At 38.0% G+C, this 25,909-nt stretch carries 21 protein-coding genes and 1 pseudogene; 19 read left to right on the forward strand and 3 right to left on the reverse strand.

The window, feature by feature from the left end; all coding sequences use genetic code 11:
• Positions 1-120: 120 nt before the first annotated feature.
• The 4 genes from BFJ97_RS13165 to BFJ97_RS13175 all read left to right on the forward strand — a co-directional run bounded on the left by BFJ97_RS13165 (position 121) and on the right by BFJ97_RS13175 (position 4,220).
• Positions 121-975 (forward strand): DMT family transporter, encoded by an 855-nt coding sequence (locus BFJ97_RS13165; RefSeq protein ID WP_068985116.1) that lies wholly within the window; start codon positions 121-123, stop codon positions 973-975.
• A gap of 211 nt (positions 976-1,186) precedes the next feature.
• On the forward strand, positions 1,187-1,879 hold the full coding sequence (locus BFJ97_RS13170) for a response regulator transcription factor (protein ID WP_068985117.1): 693 nt from the start codon (positions 1,187-1,189) through the stop codon (positions 1,877-1,879).
• A complete protein-coding gene (locus tag BFJ97_RS24720; RefSeq protein WP_175401747.1) occupies positions 1,857-2,012 on the forward strand; it encodes a hypothetical protein in 156 nt (51 codons plus the stop codon). The genes BFJ97_RS13170 and BFJ97_RS24720 overlap by 23 nt, the downstream gene beginning before the upstream one ends.
• A 15-nt stretch (positions 2,013-2,027) precedes the next feature.
• Entirely contained in the window at positions 2,028-4,220 is a 2,193-nt protein-coding gene (locus BFJ97_RS13175) for a sensor histidine kinase (protein ID WP_068985118.1), read from the forward strand.
• 370 nt (positions 4,221-4,590) lie between these two features.
• Here the strand turns inward: BFJ97_RS13175 and BFJ97_RS13180 are convergent, their stop codons facing one another.
• On the reverse strand, positions 4,591-5,739 hold the full coding sequence (locus tag BFJ97_RS13180) for an acyl-CoA dehydrogenase family protein (RefSeq protein WP_068985119.1): 1,149 nt from the start codon (positions 5,737-5,739) through the stop codon (positions 4,591-4,593).
• A gap of 695 nt (positions 5,740-6,434) precedes the next feature.
• Here BFJ97_RS13180 and BFJ97_RS13185 point away from each other — a divergent pair.
• The 3 genes from BFJ97_RS13185 (at position 6,435) to BFJ97_RS13195 (ending at position 10,172) form a co-directional block, all read left to right on the forward strand.
• On the forward strand, positions 6,435-7,514 hold the full coding sequence (locus tag BFJ97_RS13185; RefSeq protein WP_068985120.1) for a metallophosphoesterase: 1,080 nt from the start codon (positions 6,435-6,437) through the stop codon (positions 7,512-7,514).
• 169 nt (positions 7,515-7,683) lie between these two features.
• Positions 7,684-8,517: an undecaprenyl-diphosphate phosphatase gene (locus BFJ97_RS13190; RefSeq protein WP_068985121.1), complete on the forward strand. Its 834-nt coding sequence runs from the start codon at positions 7,684-7,686 to the stop codon at positions 8,515-8,517.
• Positions 8,518-9,209: 692 nt separating this feature from the next.
• Positions 9,210-10,172 carry a 2-hydroxyacid dehydrogenase gene (locus BFJ97_RS13195; protein ID WP_068985122.1) on the forward strand — a complete coding sequence of 321 codons (963 nt, stop codon included), beginning with the start codon at positions 9,210-9,212 and terminating at the stop codon, positions 10,170-10,172.
• A gap of 161 nt (positions 10,173-10,333) precedes the next feature.
• Here BFJ97_RS13195 and BFJ97_RS13200 read toward each other — a convergent pair whose 3' ends face one another.
• A complete protein-coding gene (locus BFJ97_RS13200) occupies positions 10,334-11,134 on the reverse strand; it encodes a TIGR00266 family protein (RefSeq protein WP_068985123.1) in 801 nt (266 codons plus the stop codon).
• A gap of 413 nt (positions 11,135-11,547) precedes the next feature.
• On the opposite strand from BFJ97_RS13200, the gene BFJ97_RS13205 reads away from it, so the two are divergent.
• From BFJ97_RS13205 to BFJ97_RS13250, 10 genes and pseudogenes are all read left to right on the forward strand, one after another.
• A complete protein-coding gene (locus BFJ97_RS13205) occupies positions 11,548-13,029 on the forward strand; it encodes an aldehyde dehydrogenase family protein (protein WP_068985124.1) in 1,482 nt (493 codons plus the stop codon).
• A 26-nt stretch (positions 13,030-13,055) separates the two neighbouring features.
• Positions 13,056-14,228: a saccharopine dehydrogenase family protein gene (locus BFJ97_RS13210; protein ID WP_068985125.1), complete on the forward strand. Its 1,173-nt coding sequence runs from the start codon at positions 13,056-13,058 to the stop codon at positions 14,226-14,228.
• Between the two features lie 10 nt (positions 14,229-14,238).
• Positions 14,239-15,432, forward strand: coding sequence for an acyl-CoA dehydrogenase family protein (locus BFJ97_RS13215; RefSeq protein WP_068985126.1), 1,194 nt, complete (start codon positions 14,239-14,241; stop codon positions 15,430-15,432).
• Between the two features lie 507 nt (positions 15,433-15,939).
• The gene (locus tag BFJ97_RS13220; protein WP_083227035.1) at positions 15,940-16,365 is read left to right on the forward strand and encodes a MarR family transcriptional regulator; all 426 of its coding nucleotides are present in this window, start codon (positions 15,940-15,942) and stop codon (positions 16,363-16,365) included.
• Positions 16,366-16,408: 43 nt separating this feature from the next.
• Positions 16,409-16,534: pseudogene (dltC, locus tag BFJ97_RS13225) on the forward strand (D-alanine--poly(phosphoribitol) ligase subunit 2); the annotation flags it as partial.
• Between the two features lie 25 nt (positions 16,535-16,559).
• A complete protein-coding gene (locus BFJ97_RS13230; RefSeq protein ID WP_068985127.1) occupies positions 16,560-17,165 on the forward strand; it encodes a DedA family protein in 606 nt (201 codons plus the stop codon).
• 91 nt (positions 17,166-17,256) lie between these two features.
• The gene (locus tag BFJ97_RS13235) at positions 17,257-18,459 is read left to right on the forward strand and encodes an MFS transporter (protein ID WP_068985128.1); all 1,203 of its coding nucleotides are present in this window, start codon (positions 17,257-17,259) and stop codon (positions 18,457-18,459) included.
• Positions 18,460-18,783: 324 nt separating this feature from the next.
• Positions 18,784-19,329: a CDP-diacylglycerol--serine O-phosphatidyltransferase gene (gene pssA, locus BFJ97_RS13240; RefSeq protein ID WP_068985129.1), complete on the forward strand. Its 546-nt coding sequence runs from the start codon at positions 18,784-18,786 to the stop codon at positions 19,327-19,329.
• Positions 19,308-19,796, forward strand: a complete 489-nt coding sequence (locus BFJ97_RS13245; RefSeq protein ID WP_068985130.1) for a DedA family protein — start codon at positions 19,308-19,310, stop codon at positions 19,794-19,796. The genes pssA and BFJ97_RS13245 overlap by 22 nt, the downstream gene beginning before the upstream one ends.
• Before the next feature lie 299 nt (positions 19,797-20,095).
• Positions 20,096-22,198, forward strand: a complete 2,103-nt coding sequence (locus BFJ97_RS13250) for a beta-propeller domain-containing protein (RefSeq protein ID WP_254660167.1) — start codon at positions 20,096-20,098, stop codon at positions 22,196-22,198.
• 642 nt (positions 22,199-22,840) lie between these two features.
• Here BFJ97_RS13250 and BFJ97_RS13255 read toward each other — a convergent pair.
• The gene (locus BFJ97_RS13255; protein ID WP_068985132.1) at positions 22,841-24,247 is read right to left on the reverse strand and encodes a polysaccharide deacetylase family protein; all 1,407 of its coding nucleotides are present in this window, start codon (positions 24,245-24,247) and stop codon (positions 22,841-22,843) included.
• A 393-nt stretch (positions 24,248-24,640) separates the two neighbouring features.
• Between BFJ97_RS13255 and BFJ97_RS13260 the strand changes: the two genes are divergently transcribed.
• Both BFJ97_RS13260 and BFJ97_RS13265 read left to right on the forward strand, forming a co-directional pair.
• Positions 24,641-25,393 carry a threonine/serine exporter family protein gene (locus BFJ97_RS13260; protein WP_068985133.1) on the forward strand — a complete coding sequence of 251 codons (753 nt, stop codon included), beginning with the start codon at positions 24,641-24,643 and terminating at the stop codon, positions 25,391-25,393.
• Positions 25,394-25,405: 12 nt separating this feature from the next.
• Entirely contained in the window at positions 25,406-25,873 is a 468-nt protein-coding gene (locus BFJ97_RS13265) for a threonine/serine exporter family protein (protein WP_068985134.1), read from the forward strand.
• The last annotated feature ends 36 nt before the right edge of the window (positions 25,874-25,909 follow it).

The raw sequence follows: 25,909 nt of genomic DNA on the forward strand, positions 1-25,909 counted from the left end.
CCTTGCAAAGAAAGCATACTGTGGCTAATGTAAGAAAAAGAAATATGTTAATTGTTTGATTTTGGATAAATCTGTATTATTAATGTTAATGAGTGGTAAGGTCAAAGGGGGCAAAAAAGGATGTATCCATTTTTCGTACTACTAGCGGCAATATTGTGGGGGATGACAGGAACCGCACAAACATTCTTAGATGATGGAGTATCCCCGATAGCGGTAGCAACAGCTCGCTCTGCAATTGGTGGCGGACTATTATTAGCTATGGTCATTTTGCTACGTAAAATTAACTTTCGTAAATGGTCGTGGAAATGGACAATTTTAGCTGCTGCGAGCATTGCGTTATTCCAAGGTCTTTTTTTCACATCAATACGTCTAACAGGTGTAGCTATTGGAACAGTTGCAACGATTGGCAGTGCTCCTATGTTTTCAGGCGTTTTAGAATGGATACTATGGAAAACTCGACCGACAAAGGTGTGGGGCATAGCAACAATTATGGCAATACTCGGCTGCATTTTATTATTCGTTAATAATGGGGAAGGGGCTGTTCATATGGGAGGGATCGGACTAGCTCTTTGGGCAGGTTTCTCCTTCGCCATGTACACAAATATTAGTAAAAAGCTTATGACACAAGAGGAGGCACTTCCAGCAGTAGCGATGACATTTTCAATTTGTGCGTTATTTTTGCTTCCTTTCTCAATCAGTAGTGGTTTTAGCTGGTTAGCTGTCGCACACAATCTATGGACGATGCTGTTCATGGGAATAATGTGTACAAGCATAGCCTATTTATTGTTTTTAAAAGGTCTTCAGAAAATTACTTCATCGACGGCTGTAACACTATCACTAGCAGAGCCGTTGACAGCAGCTATACTTGGGGTCTTTTTAGTCGGAGAATATTTAAGTGTGACTTCCTGGATTGGTGTAGCAATGTTATTAGGTGGCATTGTTGTACTGACATTCGGAGGACGAAAAAAGATTTGAGAACAAGTCTTACACTATTTTTGTATGCGTGCCCCTAGAAAAAGCACCCAGTCGAAACGGAAATCAACCCCACGTTATGGTGATGAGCCAAATGGTGTTAACTAATACATTTGATAGGATTCATTAAAACCTTAAGAATTTCTTCATTTTTATAATAACTGGTTTTTAAGATTTAACAGGTACACTATTATTTGAGAGCGAGGTGCATATCATGACGAAACTAACAGTTCTTGTAACGGACGATGATCAAGATATTCGTGATGGTATTGAAATTTATTTGAAAAATGAAGGCTACAATGTCATTAAAGCTGCTGACGGCTTAGAGGCACTTGAAAAGCTAGAAAACAATGAAGTACATTTAATTATTTTAGATATTATGATGCCAAATATGGACGGAATTACAGCGACATTTAAGATTAGAGAAGCGCGCAATATTCCCATTATTATGCTTAGTGCGAAGGCAGAGGATGGCGACAAAATTCATGGCTTGTCTGTAGGTGCCGATGATTACGTCACAAAACCGTTTCATCCATTAGAGCTGTTGGCTCGGGTAAAATCACAGCTGAGACGATATGTGCAACTTGGGACGTACAATGACGAAGCAGCAAAGGTGGAAATCGACGGACTTGTATTAGATGAAGACGCCAAGGAAGTCATTTTAGAAGGGGAACCTGTTCGATTAACACCAATCGAATATAAAATTACGGAATTATTAATGAAAAATGCAGGGCGTGTATTTTCAATTAGAGAGATTTATGAGCGTGTATGGAATGAGGAAGCCTACAATGCAGAAAATATTGTGGCAGTACACATTCGAAAAATACGTGAGAAAATCGAAGCAGATCCGAAAAATCCACGTTATTTAAAGGTGGTGTGGGGCGTTGGCTATAAAATGGAGAAATAAAATAGAGCAGTATATTACGATTACAGGGTTTGTAACAGGGGTTATTGGGCTGATTTATTTCGGTGTATATGCGTATCAGCTGGTAAATGCCCGCTCTTCAGAGGTATTACAATTACTTGAGAAAATTTTATAGAGAGGTGTTATTAGTATGTTGAAAAATTGGAAACCTCTTTTCGCTCTTATATGTTTAATCTGGGTGATTTTCGGTATATTTACGTTCTCCAATATTGGGTATCAATATATTGGAAAGTCCTACTTCCAATCCGATAATTTCCAGCACGAACTTGATAATTTTCAGTCGGAGTTAGGACCATTAGTGTTAAATTTACCAGTTGCTAAGGATTTAAAAAGTAAAATAGTGGTTACGCAAAATGAAATTGAAGAGCATCGTAATCGCTATGGAACAATAGGAAGCCAGATAGATAATATTAAAGCTCAATATGAGGAACGTATTCAAGAAGCTGCTAATGTAAATGCAACGGACTTAAAAACAAAGCTTGAGAAAGAGCGAGATGAGAAAATTAAAGATATTACGGCAAACTTTGAGGATGATGAGCATGTTCGTAAGAAAATTCTTGCTGATAAGGAAGCACTCATTGATCAATATATAAAGGCAGCACAAGATGAAGCAAAGAATTTTGTGAAAAATAATAATTACTGGTCTTATGAATTAACGAACACTGAAACAGGCAAAACGTATCGTTCAGGCGATGTTTCTGACAGTAGCGCTTATAAAATAGAGTACACTGAGCAGCATCCATTAACTACTGAGAATATTAGTAATAGTTTGAACTATATTTTTTATGAAAATGATGCCTACGTTAACACAGATAATCTTAGAGAAACTGCTGATTACACTGGTACCATTACAATTTCTAAAAAATCAGCACAAACAGCATATGTTATGGAAGGCTATGACCATTTTAAACTCAATCAATATATCTACTTCTTTATATGGTTAACGAGTATTGTAGCGGCTATTTTTGCGTGGAAAGGGCGTAAAGAAGTACTGCGAATGGTACTAGGTATAAAGGAAAAAGAAGCTCTTGCAAAGCTGAAAATTGATTACCAAATTGGATTATTGTTCATAACTGGCTCTATGTATTGGTTTGCATCACATATTGTTATGGAATCAATTGGACCTTACTCTCAATACAATTATGTACGCTTTATTATAGATTTACTATTTAAAACAGGCGTTTTAATGATCATCGCGATTGCATTCTTTATTCAGCTAATTTGGTTGTATGATCGAGTGAATACAGCACGGAAATTAGAAGAGAATTTAAAAGCTAGCTATCTATGGTCACTAGGAGAATCAATTACAGATTTATTTATAAATCGTTCCATTGCATTGCATTCCATTGTGATGATCGGAGCAGCGTTTTTCGGTGGTGGAAGTCTTGTTGCTACAATGTTAAGAGGTGGCGGTTTTCCCTTCTTTGTATTTGTCATCTGCGCAATGATCGGTATACCAGCCATGATTGTCTTCCTTTCTAGAATGGGCTATTTAAACCGAATTATGAAGGATACAAAAGACATGGCGGAAGGACGTTTAAATCGTAATGTGAAGGTAATGGGCAAATCACCGCTTGCAGGGCATGCAGAAAATCTTAATCATTTAAGAGAAGGCGTACGCACGTCCATGCATGAGCAGGCAAAAAGTGAGCGATTAAAAACAGAGTTAATTACGAATGTTAGTCATGATTTACGTACACCGTTAACGTCGATTATTACGTACACTGATTTACTGAAAAATCCTAATATTTCAGAGGAAGAGCGTAAGCAATATATTCATATTCTCGATAAGAAATCAGAGCGTTTGAAGGTATTAATAGAGGATCTTTTTGAAGTATCAAAAATGGCGAGTGGCAATATTGAGCTTCATCGTAGTCGAGTTGATTTAAATCAGCTGGTGCAGCAGGCCGTAGGGGAACATGAGGAAGATTTAGCCAAGGCGCGTTTAGATTTACGTATGACAAAACCACATGAGCCAATCTACGCATATGTAGATGGTCAAAAATGGTGGAGATTGATTGATAATTTAATTGTCAATGTATTGAAATATGCATTAGAAGGCACACGTGTTTATGTTACATTAAAACATACGCCTGAGGGCGATGCGGAATTCACGGTAAAGAATGTCGCCAAATATGAAATTAGCGAGGATGCCGAAGAATTATTTGAACGCTTTAAACGAGCAGATGCTTCACGTCATACAGAGGGCTCAGGGCTCGGCTTAGCCATAGCGCAATCCATCGTAGATTTACATGGTGCTCGTATGAGTATAGAAATAGACGGAGATTTATTTAAGGTTATCGTCCGAATTCCAGTTGCATAGACAAAAAAACAGCGGCAAACATTTTGCCGCTGTTTTCCTTAGGGTGAAAAATAAAATATGTGAGGAAATCCTTTTGAATGTTGTGAATTTCCATCCGTCATTTTGGCCCTTTATTCAGTCGCTTTGGTGGGACCATCCACGACTTGAACGTTTCTATCCACGATTTTTGCTGTTCTATCCACGATTTTGACGTTTCTATCCGTCACTTGGACCCTTCTATCCGTCGTTCCGGCATTTCATCCCGTCGCTTAAGCACTTCTATCCGTCGTTCCGGCCCTTCATTTCGTCACTTAGGCTACTCGTTGTACCGAAGAGCCTTACAATTTTCAATATCACACCTTAATTTCATTAGAATAGTAGTTTTTCTTAGTTATAACCCTAAATTCTTGGCAATAATTACTTTCATAACTTCGTTGGTACCGGCATAAATAGACATGACAGGAATATCTCGATATCTTCTAGCAATCTTATATTCTTCCATATAACCGTAGCCACCATGTAACTGCATACATTGGATAGCAAGTTCACGTGCATTTTCTGTTATCCAGTATTTTGCCATTGATACTTTTGTTACAACATCATTTCCTGCAATATGCTCTTCTATTAAAGATTCTAAAAAAGATTTGCCAAGCTCAATTTTTGTTGCCATTTCCGCTATTTTAAATTGTGTGTTTTGGAAATCACTAATTGACTTACCAAAAGCTTCGCGTGATTTTACATAATCAATCGTTAAGGCTAGCATATCCTCAGCAGCCGTTTGTGCAGCAATGGCCACTGCTAAACGCTCTTGCTGCAACTTTTCCATCATATAGATAAAGCCTTTACCTTCTTCACCGAGAAGATTTTCTACAGGTACTCGACAATCCTCGAAATATAGCTCAGCTGTGTCCTGTGCATGCATTCCGACTTTTTCGAGCTTGCGGCCTTTCGTGAAGCCAGGTGTTCCGTCCTCTATGACAAGAAGGCTAATGCCACGATGTTTTTTTTCTGCCTGAGGGTTTGTTTTGACAGCCACAACCGCCAAGTTTGTATGAATACCATTTGTAATAAATGTTTTTTGTCCGTTGACGATGTAATGATCGCCATCACGAATGGCAGTTGTTTGGAGGTTTGCTAAATCTGAACCTGCGCCTGGCTCTGTCATAGCAATCGCTGTAATATATTCACCTGTAACACATTTAGGTAGCCAGCGTGATTTTTGCTCATTTGAGCCATATGCCTCAATATAGGGCACGACGATATCGTTATGCAAACCAACGCCAATAAGACTTGAACCTACTCGCTCTAGCTCTTCTTGAATAGTAACGCCGAAGCTAAAATCGAGCCCGAGACCGCCATATTGTTCTTCTACTTGGGGACATAGATAGCCCATTTCTCCGAGCTTACGCCAAAAATCAACTGGAATAAGATGATCTTTCTCCCATTGTGGATAGTGTGGTTCAGCTTCTTCTGCTAAAAACTTACGTAAAGTTTTACGAAATAACTCATGCTCTGTTGATTCGAATTTGTATCTTGTCATTGGAACAGCACCCCTTTTTCACTCGTAAATGTGTAAATTTTCTTACTATTTATAATGTTACTGGAAAAATGGGCGAAGTTAAAGAGTATTAATCAAAAAGTGGGGTCATTACCATAATTTAGGGTTAACTTCCGTTCCGGATGTGCGCTTTGTTGTTGCTGTCGCTACGCTTTCGCACAGATAAAACATTTGCCGCTGACGCTACGCTTTCGCGCAGAGCAGAGCTTCCTGGGTGAGTCCGATGAGCCGCCTGGACCAGCAGATGTTTTTTGCGCGAAAGCGTAGTGCTAACGAAGCGGCAGCAGCACGATGTTTTTTGCGCGAAAGCGTAGTGCTAACAAAGCGGCAGCGGCAACAGCATCGATGTTGGTCACGAAGGCGTTATTACAGGACGTGATGCTCTTAGCCTTCGTTCCTCTATCGCTGTTCCCCAAGGAGCCGCCCAGCCTCCACTCTAATAGCTAAAGTGGTAAGTAATCGCTTAAATTACGAAATTGTCACTTTCCTATTAGGGATTGTCATGTAAATCATACGATTGAATTCCCAGGAAGATGTACACTTGATATAAGGTGCCAATTGGTAGTCCTTTTTCCCTTACTTTCTAAAGACGAATAGTGAAAGTACTTAGAGCAAATATAAATAGTAAGTATAATGCTATAATCGACTAAGAAAATATAAAAGTGGAGGACTAAAATATGCCTAAAGTAATTGGTGGAATTCTTTTAATAAGTATATATAGTGCATTAACTTTTTACTTAGGGTGGGGATTAAGGCAATGGCTTGTGGCAATGGAATGGTTCCGTTATCCAATTTTATATTGGTTAGTGCTATATATCATTGCATTTAGTATTATTATTGGCAGACTGCATGAGTCTTTACGAGTGTTTTCGATTATTAGTAATTACTGGATGTTTATTTTTGAATACGGGTTATTGCTTTGTATGGCAGCACACTTGATTATTTGGTCAAGTCCCTTTAAAAATGTACAGATAATTGGTAGTATAGCAATTGCTATGTTGTTTGTACTAAGTGTTGTAGGCTCCTATTTGGCGTATTCTCCTGTAGTCCGTCATTTAGAAATAACGATGGATAAAAAAAGTAGTAATCTAGAGTCGTTGAGAGTTGTAGTGGCATCAGATTTTCATTTAGGTGTTCTATCACACAAAAAACATTTACAGCGCTTTGTTACTTTATCGAATGAAGCAAAGCCTGATATCGTCTTTTTAGTTGGGGATATTGTGGATGATGATCCTAAATGGTTTGTTCAAGAAGGAATGGCAGATGTGATGAAGAAGCTAACTTCTACATACGGAGTATATGGTGTACTTGGTAATCACGAATATTACGGCAAGAAAATTCCTGAATTTGTTGAAGAGATGGAAAACGCAAATGTGAAAATTTTGAGGGACGAAACTATTAGAATCGATAATGCGTTACTATTAACGGGTCAAGAGGATAGGACAAACAAGGATAGAAAGCAACTAGATGCATTGAAGTTAACAGATGACTTGCCTTGGTTTGTAATGAATCATACCTCAAATAATATAAATACACCTGCAAAAATGGGTGTAGACTTTCATATGTCAGGGCATACGCATAAAGGTCAACTATGGCCTAATCAGTATATAACGGCTCGTGTATTTGAGCTCGATTATGGTTATAAGATGAAGGGGAAAATGCATACACTTGTTTCATCAGGTTTTGGCTTTTGGGGTCCTCCGATGCGAATAGGCAGCCGTTCAGAATTATGGGTGGTAGATATCAATTTCCATTAAATCATAAAGGCGGCAGAAGCTAGTGTTTAGACTGTTCGATGTTTAACAGCTATAATTATATTTTTGTGTTAATGTTGTCTACTCACAGCTGAAGACTATAGCCAATGTACATGAAAAAGAGTATTTTATTATATGTGGATATTTAATTAATAAAAGGTAAGGTGAAGATGTGGATATCATAGAGTTATTAAAGGCGTTAATTTTAGGTATGGTCGAAGGGTTGACAGAGTTTGCACCAGTGTCATCGACAGGTCATATGATTATTGTGGACGATATGTGGCTAAAGACAGAGGAGTTTTTAGGGATGTATCCCGCTAATACATTTAAAATTGTTGTTCAACTAGGTTCTATATTAGCCGTAGTCGTTGTGATGTGGAAACGAATGTTGAGCTTAGTAGGGCTATATAAAATCGAGGGACAATCTACTTCGATGAAAGGTCGCTTCAACTTAATGCATGTTATTGTGGGCATGTTGCCAGCAACTGTATTAGGTTTTGCATTTAAAGACTTTATCGATGATCATTTATTTAAAGTAGAACATGTAATTTATGCTTTAATAGCAGGGGCAATTTTAATGATTATTGCAGATAAATTTGCACCGAAAAAACCAAAAGTGGATTCGCTAGATAAGATTTCTTATGGTTTAGCATTTAAAGTAGGTTTAGTACAATGTTTATCACTTTGGCCAGGGTTTTCTCGTTCGGGTGCAACAATCTCTGGTGGTGTACTATTTGGTATGAGTTATCGTGTAGCGGCAGATTTTACTTTCATTATGGCAGTACCAATTATGGCAGGTGCTAGTCTAGTATCTGTATTGAAAAACTGGGATACGCTATCTATGGATTATTTTGGCTTCTATGCAGTGGGCTTCATTAGTTCATTTATTTTTGCATTACTGTCTATTAAATTCTTCGTAGCACTTGTTTCAAAAGTGAAATTAATGCCATTTGCTATTTATCGTTTAGTACTAGCTGCTGTATTGGCTTTTATTATCTTTATGTAAATTAGAAAGTCACTCTTCTGTTAAAGGTTGAGTGGCTTTTTTAGTTTATCCCACATTAACGGGCAATAAGACTACCAACTTGAAATTTAACGAAAGAAGGTAGGTGGGAGAATAACTGAAATTTTCTATTTTCTGTTTATTTTGGTGTTTTCATGACTCATCATTAAAAGTTGTGTGTGACATTTATTTAAACGTATGAGCGGAGACTGGGCGACTCCTTGGGGATTAACGATAGAGGAACGAAGGCTAAAACCATCATGCCCTGTGATAACGCCCTCGTGACCAACATCATGATGCTGCCGCTACGTTAGCACTACGCTTTCGCGCAAAAAACATCTGTTGGCCCGAGACCCTGGAGCGAAGCGAAGCGGCTCATCGGACGCCCCCAGGAAGCTTTGCTCTAGCGTCAGCGGCAAATGTTTTATCTGCGCGAAAGCGAAGCGTCAGCGGCAACAAAGCGCCCAGTCGGAACGGAAATCAACCACACGTTATGGGGATAAGTCCAGTTTCTATTATTTAATATAAATAGGATAAAGTCGCTTAATAGAAGGATAAAACAACAAATAGACGAATGAAGTATGTAGAGTGATAGAAAGTATGAGTTATTGTACAAGTAAAGATAAGAAATTCCTAGAAAATGCGCGTTCTAAGTGTTACGCTATAGGCGAATTAAATAGAGGGGTGTTCGGAATATGAAAAAGAAATTATTTATTACACGTAAGTTCCCAACGCATATAATTGAGCCATTAAAAGAGTATTATGATATCGATCAATGGGAGGAAGAGGAAATTGTTATACCGCGAGAAAAACTACTGGCAGCTGTCGCGGATTGTGATGCATTGTGGGTGACGCTTGCTGATCAAGTCGATGAAGAGTTATTATTACACGCACCCAATTTAAAACTGGTGACCAATTTAGCGGTTGGATTTAATAATATTGATATTAAAGCTTTGCGTAAGCGCGGAATAATGGCAACAAATACTCCAGGAGTTTTAACAAATACCACTGCTGATTTTGTAATGGGATTATTGCTTGCGACTGCTCGTAGAATACCAGAAAGTGAACGATATTTACGCGAAGGTAAATGGAAAAGCTGGTATCCAATGCAATTAGTAGGTAAAGATGTGTCAGGAGCTACTATAGGAATTATTGGCATGGGGCGTATTGGACAGGCTGTTGCAAGACGAGCAAAAGGGTTTGATATGAAAATTTTATATAACAATCGTAGACGTCGCCATGAGGCTGAAGAAATGTATGGATTTCAGTATGTGTCGTTGGAGGATCTTTTACAGCAATCGGATTTTGTTGTGATTATGACGCCGTATAATAATGATACGGTAGGACTTATAGGAGCAGAGGAACTTGCTTTAATGAAGGATGACGCGGTGTTAATCAATGCATCACGTGGTGGCATTATTGATGAGAAGGCACTTTATGAAACTTTGAAAAGTGGTAAGCTGTGGGCAGCAGGTCTAGATGTGTTTGAACATGAACCGATTGCGTTGGATCACCCATTATTGACGCTTCCAAATGTTTTAGCGCTTCCGCATATCGGTAGTGCCTCGCTTCAGACTAGAACGGCTATGCTGATGCTGAACGTTAAGGCTCTTACTGCATTTGGACAGGGCAAGGCTCCATCGAATCGAATAGATTGATGACACAGAAGATGGAGGGTGCTTTTTTTAACAAAGCGTAAGGGGGAACGTAACGATAGAAGTACCGAAAAACGGGGAATTCAATTGTTTTATTCATCTATAAGAAAAGGAGCACATCGAAAAAAGATGTGCTCCTTTTAAAAATAGGGCTAATGCGTCTATTATTTATTAAACATATCAAATAAACCGCCGATGCCGCCTTCACCTCTAGATTGACCGCCACCGCCTTGTGAAATTGGTGCTGCAGCGAAGACGCGGCTTGCTAAACGGCTAAATGGTAATGATTGAATCCATACTTTACCTGGCCCCTTTAAAGTCGCGAAGAAGATACCTTCACCACCGAATAGAGCAGTTTTTACGCCCCCAACCATTTCGATATTGTAATCTACATCGGATGTCATAGCAACTAAGCAACCTGTATCCACACGTAATACTTCACCAGGTTGTAGCGTTTTTTCGTGAATTGCTCCACCTGCATGAACAAAAGCCATACCATCTCCTTCTAGCTTTTGCATAATGAAGCCTTCACCACCGAAGAACCCTGCACCGATTTTTTTCTGGAATTCAACACCAACTGAAACTCCTTTTGCGGCAGCTAAAAACGCATCTTTTTGACAAATAATTTTGCCGTTTAATTGACTTAAATCCATTGGTATAATCTTACCAGGGTATGGAGAAGCAAAATACACATGACGTTTACCTGAACCAACGTTTGTAAATGTCGTCATAAATAAACTTTCACCTGTAATTAGGCGTTTTCCAGCTCCGAATAATTTTCCCATAAGGCCATTTTCTTGGCTTCCTCTTGAACCGTCACCAAAGATTGTTTCCATATGGATAGAATCATCCATCATCATTAAAGCACCAGCTTCAGCTACCACTGTTTCCTGTGGATCAAGCTCAACCTGCACGTATTGCATATCATCGCCATATAATTTGTAGTCAATTTCATGATTATTCATAATAGGATTCCTCCAAAAAAGTAATTTTGTTATATATACGATTATAAGTCACATTAGTTTCAATGTATAATTAATTAATTTAGAAAAAAAGGGATTAAGATAGGAAATGTCGAATATAAAAAACTAGAATGTGTATTTTATTTTCGTTTAGCTAAAATTTTTGTGATTGATATCCAGTGCTCACAAAAGAATTCCATCAGTGACTCTTCATCTATGTTTAGCTAAAAGAAAATAAAGCCTCTGGCGATTTTCATCGATGTTGTTAAGCTGAAAGTATAGCTTTATAGATTATCATTTGTTGAAAATTCGGAATTTTGACACATTTAATTCTGTAATAGATGATATCTGTCCGAAGCGATGCGGCTGGTAACGACGGAGCAGAGGCATCATAGATATTTCAGGGGGTGTTTGTAGTGGAAATCAAAAACTATATCGGTGGTGAATGGGTAACATCACATTCACATTTACAAAGTATAGTAGTGACCAACCCTGCAAATGGGGAGCAGCTGGCTACAATACCGCGTTCTACGGCAAGTGAGGTAGATGAAGCGGTAGCAGTTGCGAAGCAAGTACAAAAAAGCTGGGCATTAGTACCTGCGCCTAGACGTGCTGACTATTTATATGCCATCGGTCAAAAAATGAAAGAGAAGAAGGAGCATTTGGCGACCGTTTTAACAAAAGAAATGGGGAAGGTCATCGAAGAAGCTAGAGGTGAAGTACAAGAAGGGATCGATATGGCTTATTATATGGCTGGTGAGGGGCGTAGGTTGTTTGGGGAAACAACACCGTCTGAGCTTGCCAATAAATTTGCTATGAGTGTACGGGCACCTATTGGAGTTGTTGGTTTAATAACTCCGTGGAATTTCCCAGTTGCCATTGCTACATGGAAGTCGTTCCCTGCAATTGTTGCGGGTAATACGTTTATTTGGAAGCCTTCTAATGAGACACCAATGATGGCGTATGAAATGGGTAAAATTTTTGAAGAGGTGGGCTTACCAGGCGGAGTAGCAAATATTGTCTTTGGTACAGGTCCGACAGTAGGAGCTGCATTAATTGAACATCCTGACGTCAAGGTCATTTCATTTACCGGCTCTACAACAACAGGCAGTAAGGTGGCAGAGCTAGGTGGTAAACATTTGAAAAAGGTTTCATTGGAGATGGGTGGAAAAAATGCAGTCATCGTTATGGATGATGCGGATTTACAGCTAGCTACTGAAGGAATCTTATGGAGTGCATTTGGCACTGCTGGTCAAAGGTGTACGGCATGTAGTCGTGTTATCGTGCATAAAGATGTAAGAGAGGAATTAGAAAAACGTCTATTGGAAGAAATGCGAAAGCTAACAATTGGAGACGGCCTAGATGAAGGTGTAAAAATCGGACCTGTAATTAATAAAGCCGCATTGGAAAAAATTAATCACTATGTGCAAATCGGCAAACAGGAAGGCGCGACATTATTAGCTGGAGGTAGAATTTTATCTGAGCCTCCTTATGATAAAGGGTTTTATTATGAGCCTACGCTATTTACTAATGTGAAGCCTGACATGATTATTGCACAGGAAGAAATCTTTGGTCCGGTCGTTTCGCTAATTGAAGTAGCAAGTTTGGATGAAGCAATCGAAGTAAACAATGGCGTAAAGTTTGGCTTATCAAGTTCAATTTTCTCACAAAATGTTAATACGATTTTCCGCGCACAACGAGATTTAGATACAGGTATTGTTTATGTGAATGCAGGCACAACGGGTGCTGAAATCCATTTACCATTTGGTGGCACAAAGGGTACGGGGAATGGTCACCGTGATTCAGGTGTTGCTGCTTTGGATGTTTATACAGAATGGAAAAGCATTTATGTAGACTATAGCGGTAAATTACAAAGAGCACAAATCGATACAGAATAACAGATCAATGAAAGGGGATGTTCTTGATGAAAGTTGTTGTATTAGGTGCAGGTTTAATGGGGAAAGAGGTAGCTCGTGATTTAATAAAAAATAGCAAAGTAGAGCGTGTGTTTTTAGGGGATATAGACGTAAAAATAGCACAGGATTTTGTGGACTCGTTAAATACAGATAAGGTTGAAGTTGTAGAGCTTCATGCGGAGCGTGATGACTCGTTAATGGGGGTCATCTCTAAAGGCGATGTCGTCGTTAATGCTTTATTCTATTCCTTTAATGAGCGTGTAGCAAGAGCAGCCATTGAGGCGGGTGTTCATTCCGTAGATTTAGGTGGTCATATTGGTGGTGTAACGGAAAAAATATTAGATCTTAATGAAGAAGCAAAAGCAAAAGGTGTAACGATTATTCCAGATTTGGGTGTTGCCCCAGGTATGGTCAACATATTAGCGGGTTACGGTGCTTCGAAATTAGATGAGGTAGAATCGATTAAACTTTTTGTTGGTGGTATTCCTACAGAGCCTAAGCCACCTCTTCATTATACACGGGTATTTTCTCTAGATGGTGTCTTTGATCATTATACAGAGCCATCAAAGACGATTCAAAAAGGCAAACTTCAAGAAGTTCCATCATTATCAGGTGTTGAGCCTATTTATTTCGAAGGTTTTGGTGTGCTTGAGGCATTTTATACATCTGGCGGCATATCGACATTGTATAAGACATTCCCAAATGTCAGCACATTAGAATATAAAACAATTCGTTATAAGGGACATGCAGAGAAATTTAAGTTATTAGCAGATCTAGGATTCCTTGATGCTGGTAATAAGGTAGCGGTAGAAGATCAGGAAGTTCCTGTGCGTGCAGTTGTTCGTGAGGCACTTAAAAAGAAGCTTGAGCTTGGTACAAAACAAGATGCAGTACTACTGCGTGTTATTGTAGCAGGTGAAAAAGCACAGCAGCAGGTGACTTATGAGTACGAAATGATTGTGCGAAAAGATATGACGATTAATGAAACAGCTATGGCTCGAGCAACAGCTAATACAATTTCGGTCGTGGCACAGATGATTGGTGAAGATAAAATTACAGAGCGCGGTGTATTTGCGCCTGAATCAATTGTACCAGGTGATACTTATATTGAAGAGATGGCAAAACGAGGCGTTGTTATAAAGGAAACCTCTCATAAATCTACAATGATCGTGAAATGGTAGGTGCCTAGTCTTGAATTTCGAATTTACTACTGAGCAAGAAATGCTACGAAAAACAGTCCGGCAGTTTGTGGATGATGAAATCATTCCACATATTGCGAAGTGGGATACTGAAGGTGGCTTTGATTCGAAGATTTGGTCAAGACTTGCTGACCTTGGACTAATGGGTGTTTGTGTACCTGAACAATACGGTGGCAGTGGCATGGATTACAATGCGCTGGCTATCGTCTGCGAAGAACTTGAACGTGGGGATACAGCGTTTCGCACTGCTGTTTCAGTTCATACAGGGTTGAATAGTATGACCTTAATGCAATGGGGAACAGAGGCTCAAAAACAGCAATACCTTGTTCCGCAGGCGAAAGGTGTTCGGATTGGGGCGTTGGGTTTAACAGAGCCTGGCGCAGGGTCAGATGTAGCGGCGATGTCTACCACAGCTGTACGTGATGGAGATGATTACGTCTTAAATGGGCAAAAAACATGGATTTCTTTATGTGATATAGCCGACCATTTTATCGTCTTCGCCTACACTGATAAAGCGAAGAAACATCATGGTATTAGCGCCTTTATCGTAGAGCGATCCATGGCGGGATTCACATCGAAGGCCATTAAAGGCAAATATGGTATTCGTGCTGGCAATACTGGGGAGCTCTTTTTCGAAGATCTACGTATACCTGTAGAGAATCGTCTAGGAGAAGAAGGGGAAGGTTTTAAAATTGCCATGTCTGCGCTAGATAATGGTCGTTTTACAGTAGCAGCAGGTGCTGTCGGTCTCATTCAAGCATGTATCGAGGCGAGCGTGAAATACTGTCATGAACGCGAGACCTTTGGAAAATCTATTGGAGAACATCAGCTAGTTGGGCAAATGATTGCCAAAATGGAAGCGGGCTATCAAATGAGTCGCTTGCTTGTATATCGTGTTGGTGAGTTGAAAAACAAAGGGGTACGCAATACACGAGAGACATCATTAGCAAAGTGGCAGGCTTGTGATTTTGCCAATAAAGCAGCGGATGATGCTGTACAAATTTATGGTGCATATGGTTATTCGGATGAATATCCAGTCGCTCGTTATTTACGTAACTCGAAAGCCCCAGTGATCTATGAAGGTACGCGTGAGATTCATACAGTCATGCAGGCGGATTATGTATTAGGAAAACGTCAAGATAAGCCACTAGCAAAAATGCTACCGAGATGGCCATTTGAAGAGTAAGCATCTTATCAAGACTTTTTATATTAGGCTTATTTTTTAAACACATGAATACACAGATCTAAATGTCAAATGAAAAACAACTTGGTCCCCTTTCTAAGGAGAGGAGGCTAGGTTGTTTTTATTTTAACTTTTAAAATGACATGTAACTACTTATTGTAGGTTTGTAATGAAGTTTGATTAAAGTTCCTCACAAACCTTGATTTTAAAATAAAGAAAACGACTCTCTTTGAACAATATTTGATAAAACAAGGTCACTTTTAATATTGATAGATTTCAGGTGTGTTGATTAACCATTTTCATACATTCGAAGAGGCTGATTTCCGTTACAGGCTTTTGCTAACCTGAGCCCATTACCTGAACCTCGCTTTAATCTTCTTTAATCAACCTTTTTACAGTGTTTAATTAGTTTTTTTATAACAATTGACAATGAAGATTATTTGATTTAGTATAAACTTAAAATATTTTAATTAAAAAGTTTTAAGTTTATTGCGGGAAGGAGAAATAAATGTGTTGAATGAACTCTTTGAAGATTTGTATATGAAACTTGCTATGAATTTTTATAAAAATTCATCTCGAGGTCAAACAGTAGAGATTGAAAATATAAGTGCTGTAGAAATGGCATGCCTTGAAGTTGTATATTTCTTAAAAAAGCCTACATATAGCGAGCTAGCAGAGTTTTTTAATATATCACAGCCGAATGCCACGTATAGAATCAACAAATTGATTAAAAAAGGATATCTTACAAAATTCAATGACGAAAAAGATAAACGTGTATATTACCTTCAAGTAACAGATAAATTTATGGAGTATTACAGTCTTAATGATAATTATATGAATAATATAATTATGAATTTGAAAAAAAGATGTACCGCAGAGGAAATAGAACAATTTGAAAAAATGTTAAAAATACTAGTAAAAGAAGCTATGGAGTAATTACAGATGGAATTTTAAATTGCAAAATAGGATGAGAAATACCAATACAGTATCTTTATTAGTAGAATTGCAAAAGCGTTTAGATATTGAAGTATCTATTTCAGATTTCGATCATGATAAATGGGAAACACCAAATATGATTGTTAAGAAATTGGGAGATCTACGATGAAAAAAGTAACCTTTGGAGAGATGAAATGGAATGGATTTATGAATTATTTCAACAGTATGGATACTATGTTGTATTAGTTGGATTGCTGTTAGAATATATCGCTTTTCCTTTCCCAGGGGAGCCAACATTAGTTTATGCAGGGTATTTAGTACATACAGGAGACTTAAATTTACTGATATTAATTATACTATCGTTTATTGGGACAAGTGTTGGGATGACGATTCAGTATTTTCTAGGTAATAAACTAGGTATGCCGTTTGTACAAAAGTATGGAAAGTATGTGTTTTTAACACAGAGAAAAATCGATTTAACGAAAATGTGGTTTGATAAATATGGATATTTCCTGCTTTTTATTGGATTCTTCATTCCAGGTGTACGTCATTTTACTGGATACTTTGTAGGAATAATCAATTTATCATTTCGCCGTTTTGCAATAATAATTTATTCAGGTGCTCTGTTTTGGGTATCGTTCTTCTTAATTGGTGGTTACTGGTTAGGTGATAAAATGCATTCTGTCTTTAGTATGATGGGACAGCATGTCTGGGAGATTGTTTTTGGCGTTATTATAATTGTAGCTATTATTCGATTCCGTAAACAATTGAAACGTTTATTTGTACAAAATACAAATTAATTTGGAACCCATTCATGTAAAAAATTAGAAGCCTCATAGACAGTTAGAGCTATTTCACATCAATGATTCTTATAGAAAGAGATGTTGGTACATGAAGAAAACAATTAAAGAACAAAAGTCGATATTAATTATACTTCTAAGCAATGTATTCATTGCTTTTCTCGGAATTGGTCTTGTCATTCCTGTTATGCCGTCATTTATGAATAGCATGCAATTATCAGGAAAAACGATGGGGTATCTTATTGCCGTATTTGCGATGGCACAACTACTTATGTCACCACTCGCAGGTCGTTGGGTTGACCGTTATGGCAGGAAGAACATCATCACAATCGGTTTATTCCTTTTTGGTATTTCAGAACTTATCTTTGGTTTGGGCACGCATGTATCGGTGCTTTATCTATCAAGGATGTTAGGGGGAATTAGTGCCGCCTTTATTATACCAGGTGTTACTGCATATGTTGCAGATATTACATCCGTTCAGGATCGACCAAAAGCGATGGGCTATGTTTCTGCCGCCATTAGTACTGGCTTTATTATAGGACCTGGCTTTGGAGGCTTTATTGCAGAATACGGTATACGCATGCCCTTCTTCTTTGCGGCAGCTATTGCCTTTGTAGCGTGCATTTTATCAATATTTATTTTAAAAGAGCCGCTTACAAAAGAACAACTTGCAGAAATTTCTGCTAAAACAAAGCAAACAAACTTTATAAACGATTTAAAAAAATCACTTAATCCACTTTATTTCATTCCATTTATCATTGTATTTGTACTCGCTTTCGGCTTGTCTGCATATGAAACTGTTTTTAGTCTATTTTCTGATCATAAATTCGGCTTCACGCCGAAGGACATTGCAACCATTATTACGATAAGCGCAATCTTCGGTGTTATTGTGCAAATATTTATGTTTGGAAAAATGGTAGATAAACTCGGTGAAAAGAAATTGATCCAATTATGTTTAATTACAGGTGCAATATTGGCGGTTATATCCACCGTGATCTCAGGATTTTGGGCAGTGTTGGTGGTAACTAGCCTCATCTTCCTCGCATTTGACTTGCTTCGTCCGGCATTGACGACATTTTTATCAAAATCTGCCGGTAAAGATCAAGGGTTTATTGCTGGAATGAACTCGACCTATACGAGCTTAGGTAATATCATCGGGCCAACGATAGGCGGAATACTATTTGACGTAAACGTCCACTATCCTTACCTTTTCGCTGCTGTTATTATGGTCATTGGCCTCGGTATTACATTTGTGTGGAAAGAAAAACAATTGACAGAAGACTTAGTGAGATAATTAGAAAAGTGGGGGAAGCCTTCAGAACAATCAAATCCCAAATTGTTCCGGTGACATTCAAAGAAGCTCTCTTTGTGGACATAGACAATTCCCTAATTCGAAAAGTTTTACCTAGTATTATCGTTTACTTAAATACCATTCACAATATAATTAGCAGTTTGTGGAGAAGTCGAGAAATCAATTTCGCCTCTATCTCACCACCTTCAGAGGGGGATTCTTCTGTATCTGTCGCTATAAAATGAAAATTCTATTTTTCAAGGTGTGCTGTAAGACTGTTTTTTTATCCATTGTGTTGGTTTGAATGAATTGGAGGTTTAATATACTGTGAAATTTATACCCTGTATGATTACAATTGGAAACTTTATTTGCGGACTTCTTGCTATTCGCTCTTTGTTTATTCAAGATTTCTATACAGCAGCGGTCTTCATTTTTGTTGGTATGTTTCTTGACTTTTTCGACGGCATGGTCGCACGTAAGCTAAATGCCGTTTCGGATATTGGGAAGGAACTTGATTCTTTTGCTGATTTGATTACGTTTGGTGTGGCTCCGGCTATGCTTGCTTACAATGTAGCATTGTATAGTATTCCGTATATTGGGATTTTGTGTACGCTGGCATATGGCACTTGTGGAGCAATTCGCCTATCAAGATTTAATGTTCTTCAAAGCAAGTCTCCGACATTCATTGGAATGCCGATCCCATTCGCAGGAATATGTCTTGTTATATTAAGTTTTATGAATAACTCAATCGTATTAGCATTAAGCACATGTGTGCTTTCTTATTTGATGGTGAGCACGATTAAGTTTCCACATTTTAAAAGACTTGCGGTTGAAAATTCAGAGGTGGAAAGATGGGAACAATTCAAGAATTAATCGGATCTTATGGGTATATAGCAATTTTTTTAATGTTGCTTCTTGGAATCGTTGGATTGCCGATACCCGATGAAGTCCTAATGACAATTGTCGGTTATTTTACAAATATTCATGTCCTGAATTATGAACTTGCTATTTTCGTTAGTTTTGCAGGAGCGCTTATAGGGATGATGATCAGTTATCTAATCGGAAGAAAAGCTGGTCGTCCTTTAATAGCTAAATATGGAAAATGGATAGGACTGAAAGAAAAGAGAATGATGAAAGTAGAAAGGTGGATGAAGAAATACGGGCCGTATACACTTCTTTTCGGATACTTTATTCCCGGTTTCAGACACGTAACCTGTTACTTTGCGGGAATCGGCAAAATGAAATTAAAAACATATATTACGTTTGCTGCGATTGGTGCTTTTTTATGGTGTTTCACCTTTATTACAATTGGAAAGGTCGTAGGGGTTATACAGGATTAATCCCATTTCCTTATTCGAGTATTGCCCCACATCCATCAACTTAAGAATTTAATAACGCCCTAAAATAAGAAAATGTACAATTTTATATAAAGTTGTACATTTTTTCGTTTTTTGGATAGTTGTATTGATGCTAGTGATAAAGTTAAATAATACGATCAGCCTTAATATGAGAGCAAATCTAAAGAGTGGATTAATTTGTCTAATCAGCAGGTGTGTTGCTTGAAAAAAATTCAGAATAGTGTAACTTTCCTGTTCTTTGGTAGTCTAATTAATAAACAACATTATGAAAGGAAGGAAAAATGATGAAAAATAAGTGGATAGCCATTTTACTCATCGCCGTACTAGCTAGTTTGCCAGGAACTTTTTCGCTGATGGTGCCCCAAAAAGTGGAGGCACAGACTGCAAGTGCGAGTATGACAAAGCATAGCTGGCAAGTGTCCTTTATAGAGGCAATAAAGGAAAGCAAAATAACGGATGCCAATGTATACGTAACAAATAGCAAAAATAAAAAGGTGCTAGCAACAATAACATTGGGGGACGATAAAAAGACACTGATCGTTAGCGATTTAGCACCTGGTAGCTATAAATTACATGTGAATAAAGAAGCATTTGCACTAAGCGGAACTAAAACAGCCTCACAAGTAATACCATTTACCATCATTGAAAAGCTAGAAGCGGTAAAATCAGAAAAAGAGCTGCAACAATATTTCGAAGCACTTTTAGCCAACCACTCACAAAAAGAATTGGACTATGAAACAAGCGTAGAAATGGCAAGCAACGAGGAGAAAGCGAGTGCAAAAGATGCCTCCACAACAAATAATCAAGTAGAGGGCGTGGAGGAAGGTGATATCGTTGTTGTTAAAGATGACTTTATTTATGCTGTAAAGGATCAAAGTATTACGGTAGTTGATGCGAAAGATCCGAAAAATTTAAAATTAGCAACAACAATCAAGCTGAAAGGATCACAATATATTTCGAAGCTAGCATTATATAATAATTTATTAATAGCGATTGGAGACGAATATTTAGAAAAAGCAGACACAAGTATGTTGACAGCTACTTTGTATGATATCTCAAATCCTAAGAATCCTAAGTTTATACGTGAAGTGGGGCAAGAGGGATATTTACAGGATATTCGAATAACAAACGACACATTATATTTAATCGGTAATATGTATACGAATTATTGGATGCTTCGAGAGCAAAAAGCGCCAGATTTAAAACCAAAAACATTTGATAGTTTAGAAGGTAAAGAGTACAAAAGCTTACCTTTAGAGAAAATTTCTATTTTACCAAATACTATGGATGGAACATATAGCTTGATTACAGCTATAGATTTAAAAAATGGTGCCAAGACAACTGCAAATACTAAGGGATATTTAGGTGGCAGTAGTGGGCTTTATATGTCGGAGAATGCACTTTATTTAACAACACCAATTTATGATGGAAGTTCAGACGTTCCTGCTGCTGGTCGCATTACGGATATGATCTGGATGCCGAGAACAACGGATACACAAGTTTTTAAATGGAATGTTGATGGAACTGCCCTGAATTTTGTAGGTACTACGAAAGTAAAAGGATCCGTGTTAAACCAATATTCAATGGATGAGTATGAGGGCAATTTCCGCATCGTTACAACGGAAGGGAACATGTGGGATGAAAAAAATATATCACGTAACCACCTATTTATTTTAGATGAAAATTTACACCAGCTTGGTGCGGTAAAAGATTTAGCTCCTGGTGAAAAAGTGTATTCTGCACGCTTTATGGGTGAAAGAGCATATGTGGTAACTTTTAAACAAGTTGATCCACTGTTTGTGATTGATGTAGCAAATCCAAAGAATCCAACAGTATTAGGTGAACTGAAGATTCCAGGCTTTAGTAACTATTTACATCCATTAGACGATACGCATTTAATCGGCATTGGCTATGATACAGAGCAACGTTATGATGCCAATTCAAAGCGTAATTTTACAGTTACAACAAATATGAAAATGTCATTGTTTGATGTTTCAGATTTCAAAAATCCAAAGGAACAATCTTCAGTGAAAATCGGTGGTAAGGGCTCGTACTCGGATGTTCAATACAATCCTAAAGCGCTATTTCGTAATCCAGAATACAATTACTTTGGTTTCCCGGTTGTCCTTTATGAGGCAGGGAAGGGAGATGAAATTGTTTACAAAGGTCAAGGCGCACAAATCTATGAAATCACTGCGGATAAAGGCATTGTGCTAAAAGGAAATATCATTAACGAAAGCACTGGCGAGCAGTATGAAAATTGGGAGCAGCTTGTACAGCGTGTAATCTATATAGATGACGCTCTTTACACAGTAGCACGCAATGAAGTGAAGAGTTATAACTTAAAAGACTTTAAGCCACTTGATACATTAACAATAAAATAAATAGAAAGTCCAATAAACCCAAGATTGAGTTTATTGGACTTTTTATGTTGTTGAAAAACTATTAGGTCAGAGAGATTAAAGTGCCATATTAAATGAAGTAAGATTCTTCTGCAAAACGAGGGGGTGATTTCCGTTCCGACTGGGCGCTTTTGTCGCTGACGCTTCGCTTTCGCGCAGATAAAACATTTGCTCTTAGCCTTCGTTCCTCTAATTGCTCACTCGAGGGTCTCATTTGTGACGCTGTGATCCCAAAGGAGTCGCACAGTCTCCACTATATATAGAATGTGATTTCTGGTATATCACTCAGATTTATAGTGATATGAAACTCTAGCAACAGATTTTTGTATGAAAGCACAGTGCCAAAGAAGTGACAGCAACAGATGTACAATCACATCATAGGTATAAATCATTCTGTTAAATTATAATTCGTAGCTATACTGTTCACTTTTAAATGTATAAAAATATATAAAAGTTCTACGCTATTGTTGATTGAAGTGGAAGGCTACTCGACTCCCGTGGGAAAGCGAGTAGCCTGGAACGGAAATCACCCTCTTTAAAGTGACTAAACGTTCTATTCGACCATTTTTTTTACAAAAGAAAGGCCAATAAACCTTGAGTTTATTGGCCTTTTTCTTTGGTTAGTTATTGGCGATATGGAAGAATCTCTGATACTGTCACGAATTCATAGCCCTGCCCTTGTAAATAGGCAAGTACGGCATCAAGACCGTCAGCGGTTGATTGATGAATATCGTGCATTAAGACGATCGCATTATTGTGTAAATTATTTTTGATATTAGGTAGTAACTGTTGTGCATCGCGATGCTTCCAGTCCAATGTATCAATTGTCCATAAGACAACAGGAACAGGGATTTGAGCGTTAATAGCATCATTTGTTGCTCCGTATGGTGGTCTAAATACAGTTGGCTTTTGATTAATGGCTTTCTCTATCTCCGCAACTGTAGATGTGCATTGGTTTACTGCCGACTCTAGTGGCAGTTTTGTTAGTACAGGATGGTTCCATGAATGATTACCTATTTCGTGCCCACGTGCAAGTACGTCTCTCGCAATATCAGGGTAATATTGTACACGACTGCCAAGCATAAAGAAGGTAGCCTTTGCATGATATTTATCAAGGGTATCTAAAATTTGTTCTGTAACTTTTGGATGTGGGCCATCATCAAAAGTTAAGGCAATACGTTTTGCATTAGGGTCACCTGTATTAATTGGTTTCGCCGGTTTTTCCATGGCAATCTGGAAATCAGGGGCTAACAACGGATTAATAAGTGAAAGGGGAAGCTTCACAATTGGCGCACCTGCTGCTCCGCTAGCAATCTCATACTCATCAAAATAGAATTGTAATGAATCATCAACGATGGCAAAGCGATTGAAGTTAGACCACTTCGGTTCAGTTACCTTTAAGAGCTCATCCTGGATAAGCTCATCTTTTAACTGGGGGTTTCGTTGTAAGTCATTACGTACATGAGTTGCTAATGTCGATAAGTTGTTTTCATCGTTGTGTAATAATGCTTGAATAGAAATTAATTCACCAGTTTCATTATTGATGAAGAATGTTTTCGTTGAAACCTCGTGATTGGCTCCGCCTGTGTACAGCATTGTTGTTAGAACAAAGGAATAGTAATGCTTTTGATATGGGAAAGTTTCCAGACTAATATTAAGCTCGCCCTTAGCCTTTTTATCTTTATTTTTTTTCATAGATGCCAGATAGTTTTCTTTTGAATCCTTTATGTACTGTAATACAGCGTCGTTAAAAGCTTCATTATCTGTTTCTGGGTAGTGAATAGCAAAAGGTGTTCGCTTATCATCAGAAACATCTGTTACAATACGTATACCTGGAAACGCAGAACTTTCTGTAGATAGATTACTCTTTATTGAATCTGAAGTTGTCTCTTTTGAGGCACTAATTTTTTGAAACTTAAAATCATCCTTTGATAGGATAATGACTAAAATAATAGTAGATAATGTAATGATGAGGCCGATTAATAGAAAATCAATTCTTTGGCCGCGTCTTCTTCTTCTGCGTTCCGGCATTTTGATGGATACGCTCCTTTCCTTATTTATTTTTCTATAAAATCAGACGTGTTAGTCATTGAAAAAGTTATACGAATCTACGAAGTTTTGCAATCAATTAATAGGGAACCGATCTTCATGAATAAATAACTCAGCAACTTACACATTTCAGCATATGAAAGCCAAAGTGTTTTTGTTAAAAGTTAAAAATTTTCAGTTGAGTTTTTATTTGCAGTTCGATACTATGGGCAAGGAACCTTAACTTATTTCAGTGGGTGCAAAAACACCCACTGAAATAAGTTAAAGCCTCCGGCGGATGTCACGGAATCGGAAAGGAGTTCTTTGTGCCAGCACAAAGCCGATTCCAGACGCAATTATGCCGAGGCATAATTGATAGGAGGGCAGATAGCTGTAATGGTTTTACATGAAGCAGATAATGAATTTACGTTGGACTGTTTATTGCTTGCAGGGCGCATTATGATTGAAAGTGGTGCAGAAACATACCGTGTCGAGGATACGATGCTACGCATGGCACATTCTCAAAATATGCTGGATGCGCAATGTTATGCCACACCAACAGGAATCATTTTTTCGTTAGGCAAGACACAGCCAACGAGAATTGTATCAATTTCCAACAGAATTACAGATTTACAAAAAATAGCCTTGGTAAATTCAGTATCTCGGAGACTCACATCTCACATGATAACATTAGAAGAAGCTTATGACGAGCTAAAGTCGATACAAAAAACAAATTATTTTTTACCAACATATATACAAGTCTTAGCAGCGGCTCTTGCGAGTGGTTTTTTCCTTATAATGTTTAAGGGAGGATGGTCTGATTTTCCTGTAGCGTTTTTAGCCGGAGGGGTAGGCTTCCTAGTACTTGTGATGATCAATTATTTAACAAAAGTAAAATTTTTCTCAGAATTTACTGCTTCATTAGCAATAGGATATATAGCTGTCTTTGCCGTGAAATGTGGCTATGGTGTTGAATTAGACAAAATTATCATTAGCTCCGTTATGCCGCTCGTACCAGGTTTATTAATTACAAATGCAGTTCGGGATTTAATGGCAGGTCATTTTATATCGGGGATGGCAAAGGGAGTAGAAGCTTTTTTAACAGCTTTTGCCATTGGTGCAGCTATTGCTGTCACTTTATCGTTTTAGGAGGCAGACGACATGGACTATATCATACAATTGATTGTTAGTTTTTTTGCGACTGCTGGTATCGCAATTATATTTAATGTACCAAGAAAAGTATTACTTTATTGCGTTTTTGTTGGGGTCATAGGCTGGATGATATATTTCGTCCTAACAGAACATGGCATGGATATTGTGAATGCCTCGTTCTATAGCTCATTTGTCATTGCCATTGTTGCGCATTTGTATGCTCGACGCTTTAAAATGCCGATGATTATTTTTATTGTTGGTGGTATTATCCCGTTAGTTCCGGGAGGTATGGCTTACAATGCAATGAGAAATGTTGTAGAGGATGATTATTTACAGGGGCTACAGTATGGGTTAAAGGCATTTTTAATTACAGGTGCAATCGTTATGGGGCTTGTGTTCGCGGAAGTATTTATGCAGCTTATTTTTCGTTCTGTTCGTACTAGTAAAGCGACATTCCGAAAAGTCTATAAGAAGTAAGGCTCTACAGCAAATGTGGGGGAGAGCTTGGCGGAT

Source organism: Lysinibacillus xylanilyticus, from assembly GCF_001708185.1.
GTDB lineage: Bacteria > Bacillota > Bacilli > Bacillales_A > Planococcaceae > Lysinibacillus > Lysinibacillus xylanilyticus_A.

What these genes read in the sequence shown, in the direction of transcription:
- BFJ97_RS13210 (WP_068985125.1), top strand. Translation starts at nt 13,056, where the DNA reads ATGAAAGTTGTTGTATTAGGTGCAGGTTTAATGGGGAAAGAGGTAGCT.
- BFJ97_RS13255 (WP_068985132.1), bottom strand. Translation starts at nt 24,247, where the DNA reads ATGCCGGAACGCAGAAGAAGAAGACGCGGCCAAAGAATTGATTTTCTA.
- BFJ97_RS13230 (WP_068985127.1), top strand. Translation starts at nt 16,560, where the DNA reads ATGGAATGGATTTATGAATTATTTCAACAGTATGGATACTATGTTGTA.
- BFJ97_RS13265 (WP_068985134.1), top strand. Translation starts at nt 25,406, where the DNA reads ATGGACTATATCATACAATTGATTGTTAGTTTTTTTGCGACTGCTGGT.
- BFJ97_RS13250 (WP_254660167.1), top strand. Translation starts at nt 20,096, where the DNA reads ATGATGAAAAATAAGTGGATAGCCATTTTACTCATCGCCGTACTAGCT.
- BFJ97_RS13175 (WP_068985118.1), top strand. Translation starts at nt 2,028, where the DNA reads ATGTTGAAAAATTGGAAACCTCTTTTCGCTCTTATATGTTTAATCTGG.
- BFJ97_RS13185 (WP_068985120.1), top strand. Translation starts at nt 6,435, where the DNA reads ATGCCTAAAGTAATTGGTGGAATTCTTTTAATAAGTATATATAGTGCA.
- BFJ97_RS13180 (WP_068985119.1), bottom strand. Translation starts at nt 5,739, where the DNA reads ATGACAAGATACAAATTCGAATCAACAGAGCATGAGTTATTTCGTAAA.
- BFJ97_RS13195 (WP_068985122.1), top strand. Translation starts at nt 9,210, where the DNA reads ATGAAAAAGAAATTATTTATTACACGTAAGTTCCCAACGCATATAATT.
- BFJ97_RS13245 (WP_068985130.1), top strand. Translation starts at nt 19,308, where the DNA reads ATGGGAACAATTCAAGAATTAATCGGATCTTATGGGTATATAGCAATT.
- BFJ97_RS13200 (WP_068985123.1), bottom strand. Translation starts at nt 11,134, where the DNA reads ATGAATAATCATGAAATTGACTACAAATTATATGGCGATGATATGCAA.
- BFJ97_RS13260 (WP_068985133.1), top strand. Translation starts at nt 24,641, where the DNA reads ATGGTTTTACATGAAGCAGATAATGAATTTACGTTGGACTGTTTATTG.
- BFJ97_RS13165 (WP_068985116.1), top strand. Translation starts at nt 121, where the DNA reads ATGTATCCATTTTTCGTACTACTAGCGGCAATATTGTGGGGGATGACA.
- BFJ97_RS13235 (WP_068985128.1), top strand. Translation starts at nt 17,257, where the DNA reads ATGAAGAAAACAATTAAAGAACAAAAGTCGATATTAATTATACTTCTA.
- BFJ97_RS13170 (WP_068985117.1), top strand. Translation starts at nt 1,187, where the DNA reads ATGACGAAACTAACAGTTCTTGTAACGGACGATGATCAAGATATTCGT.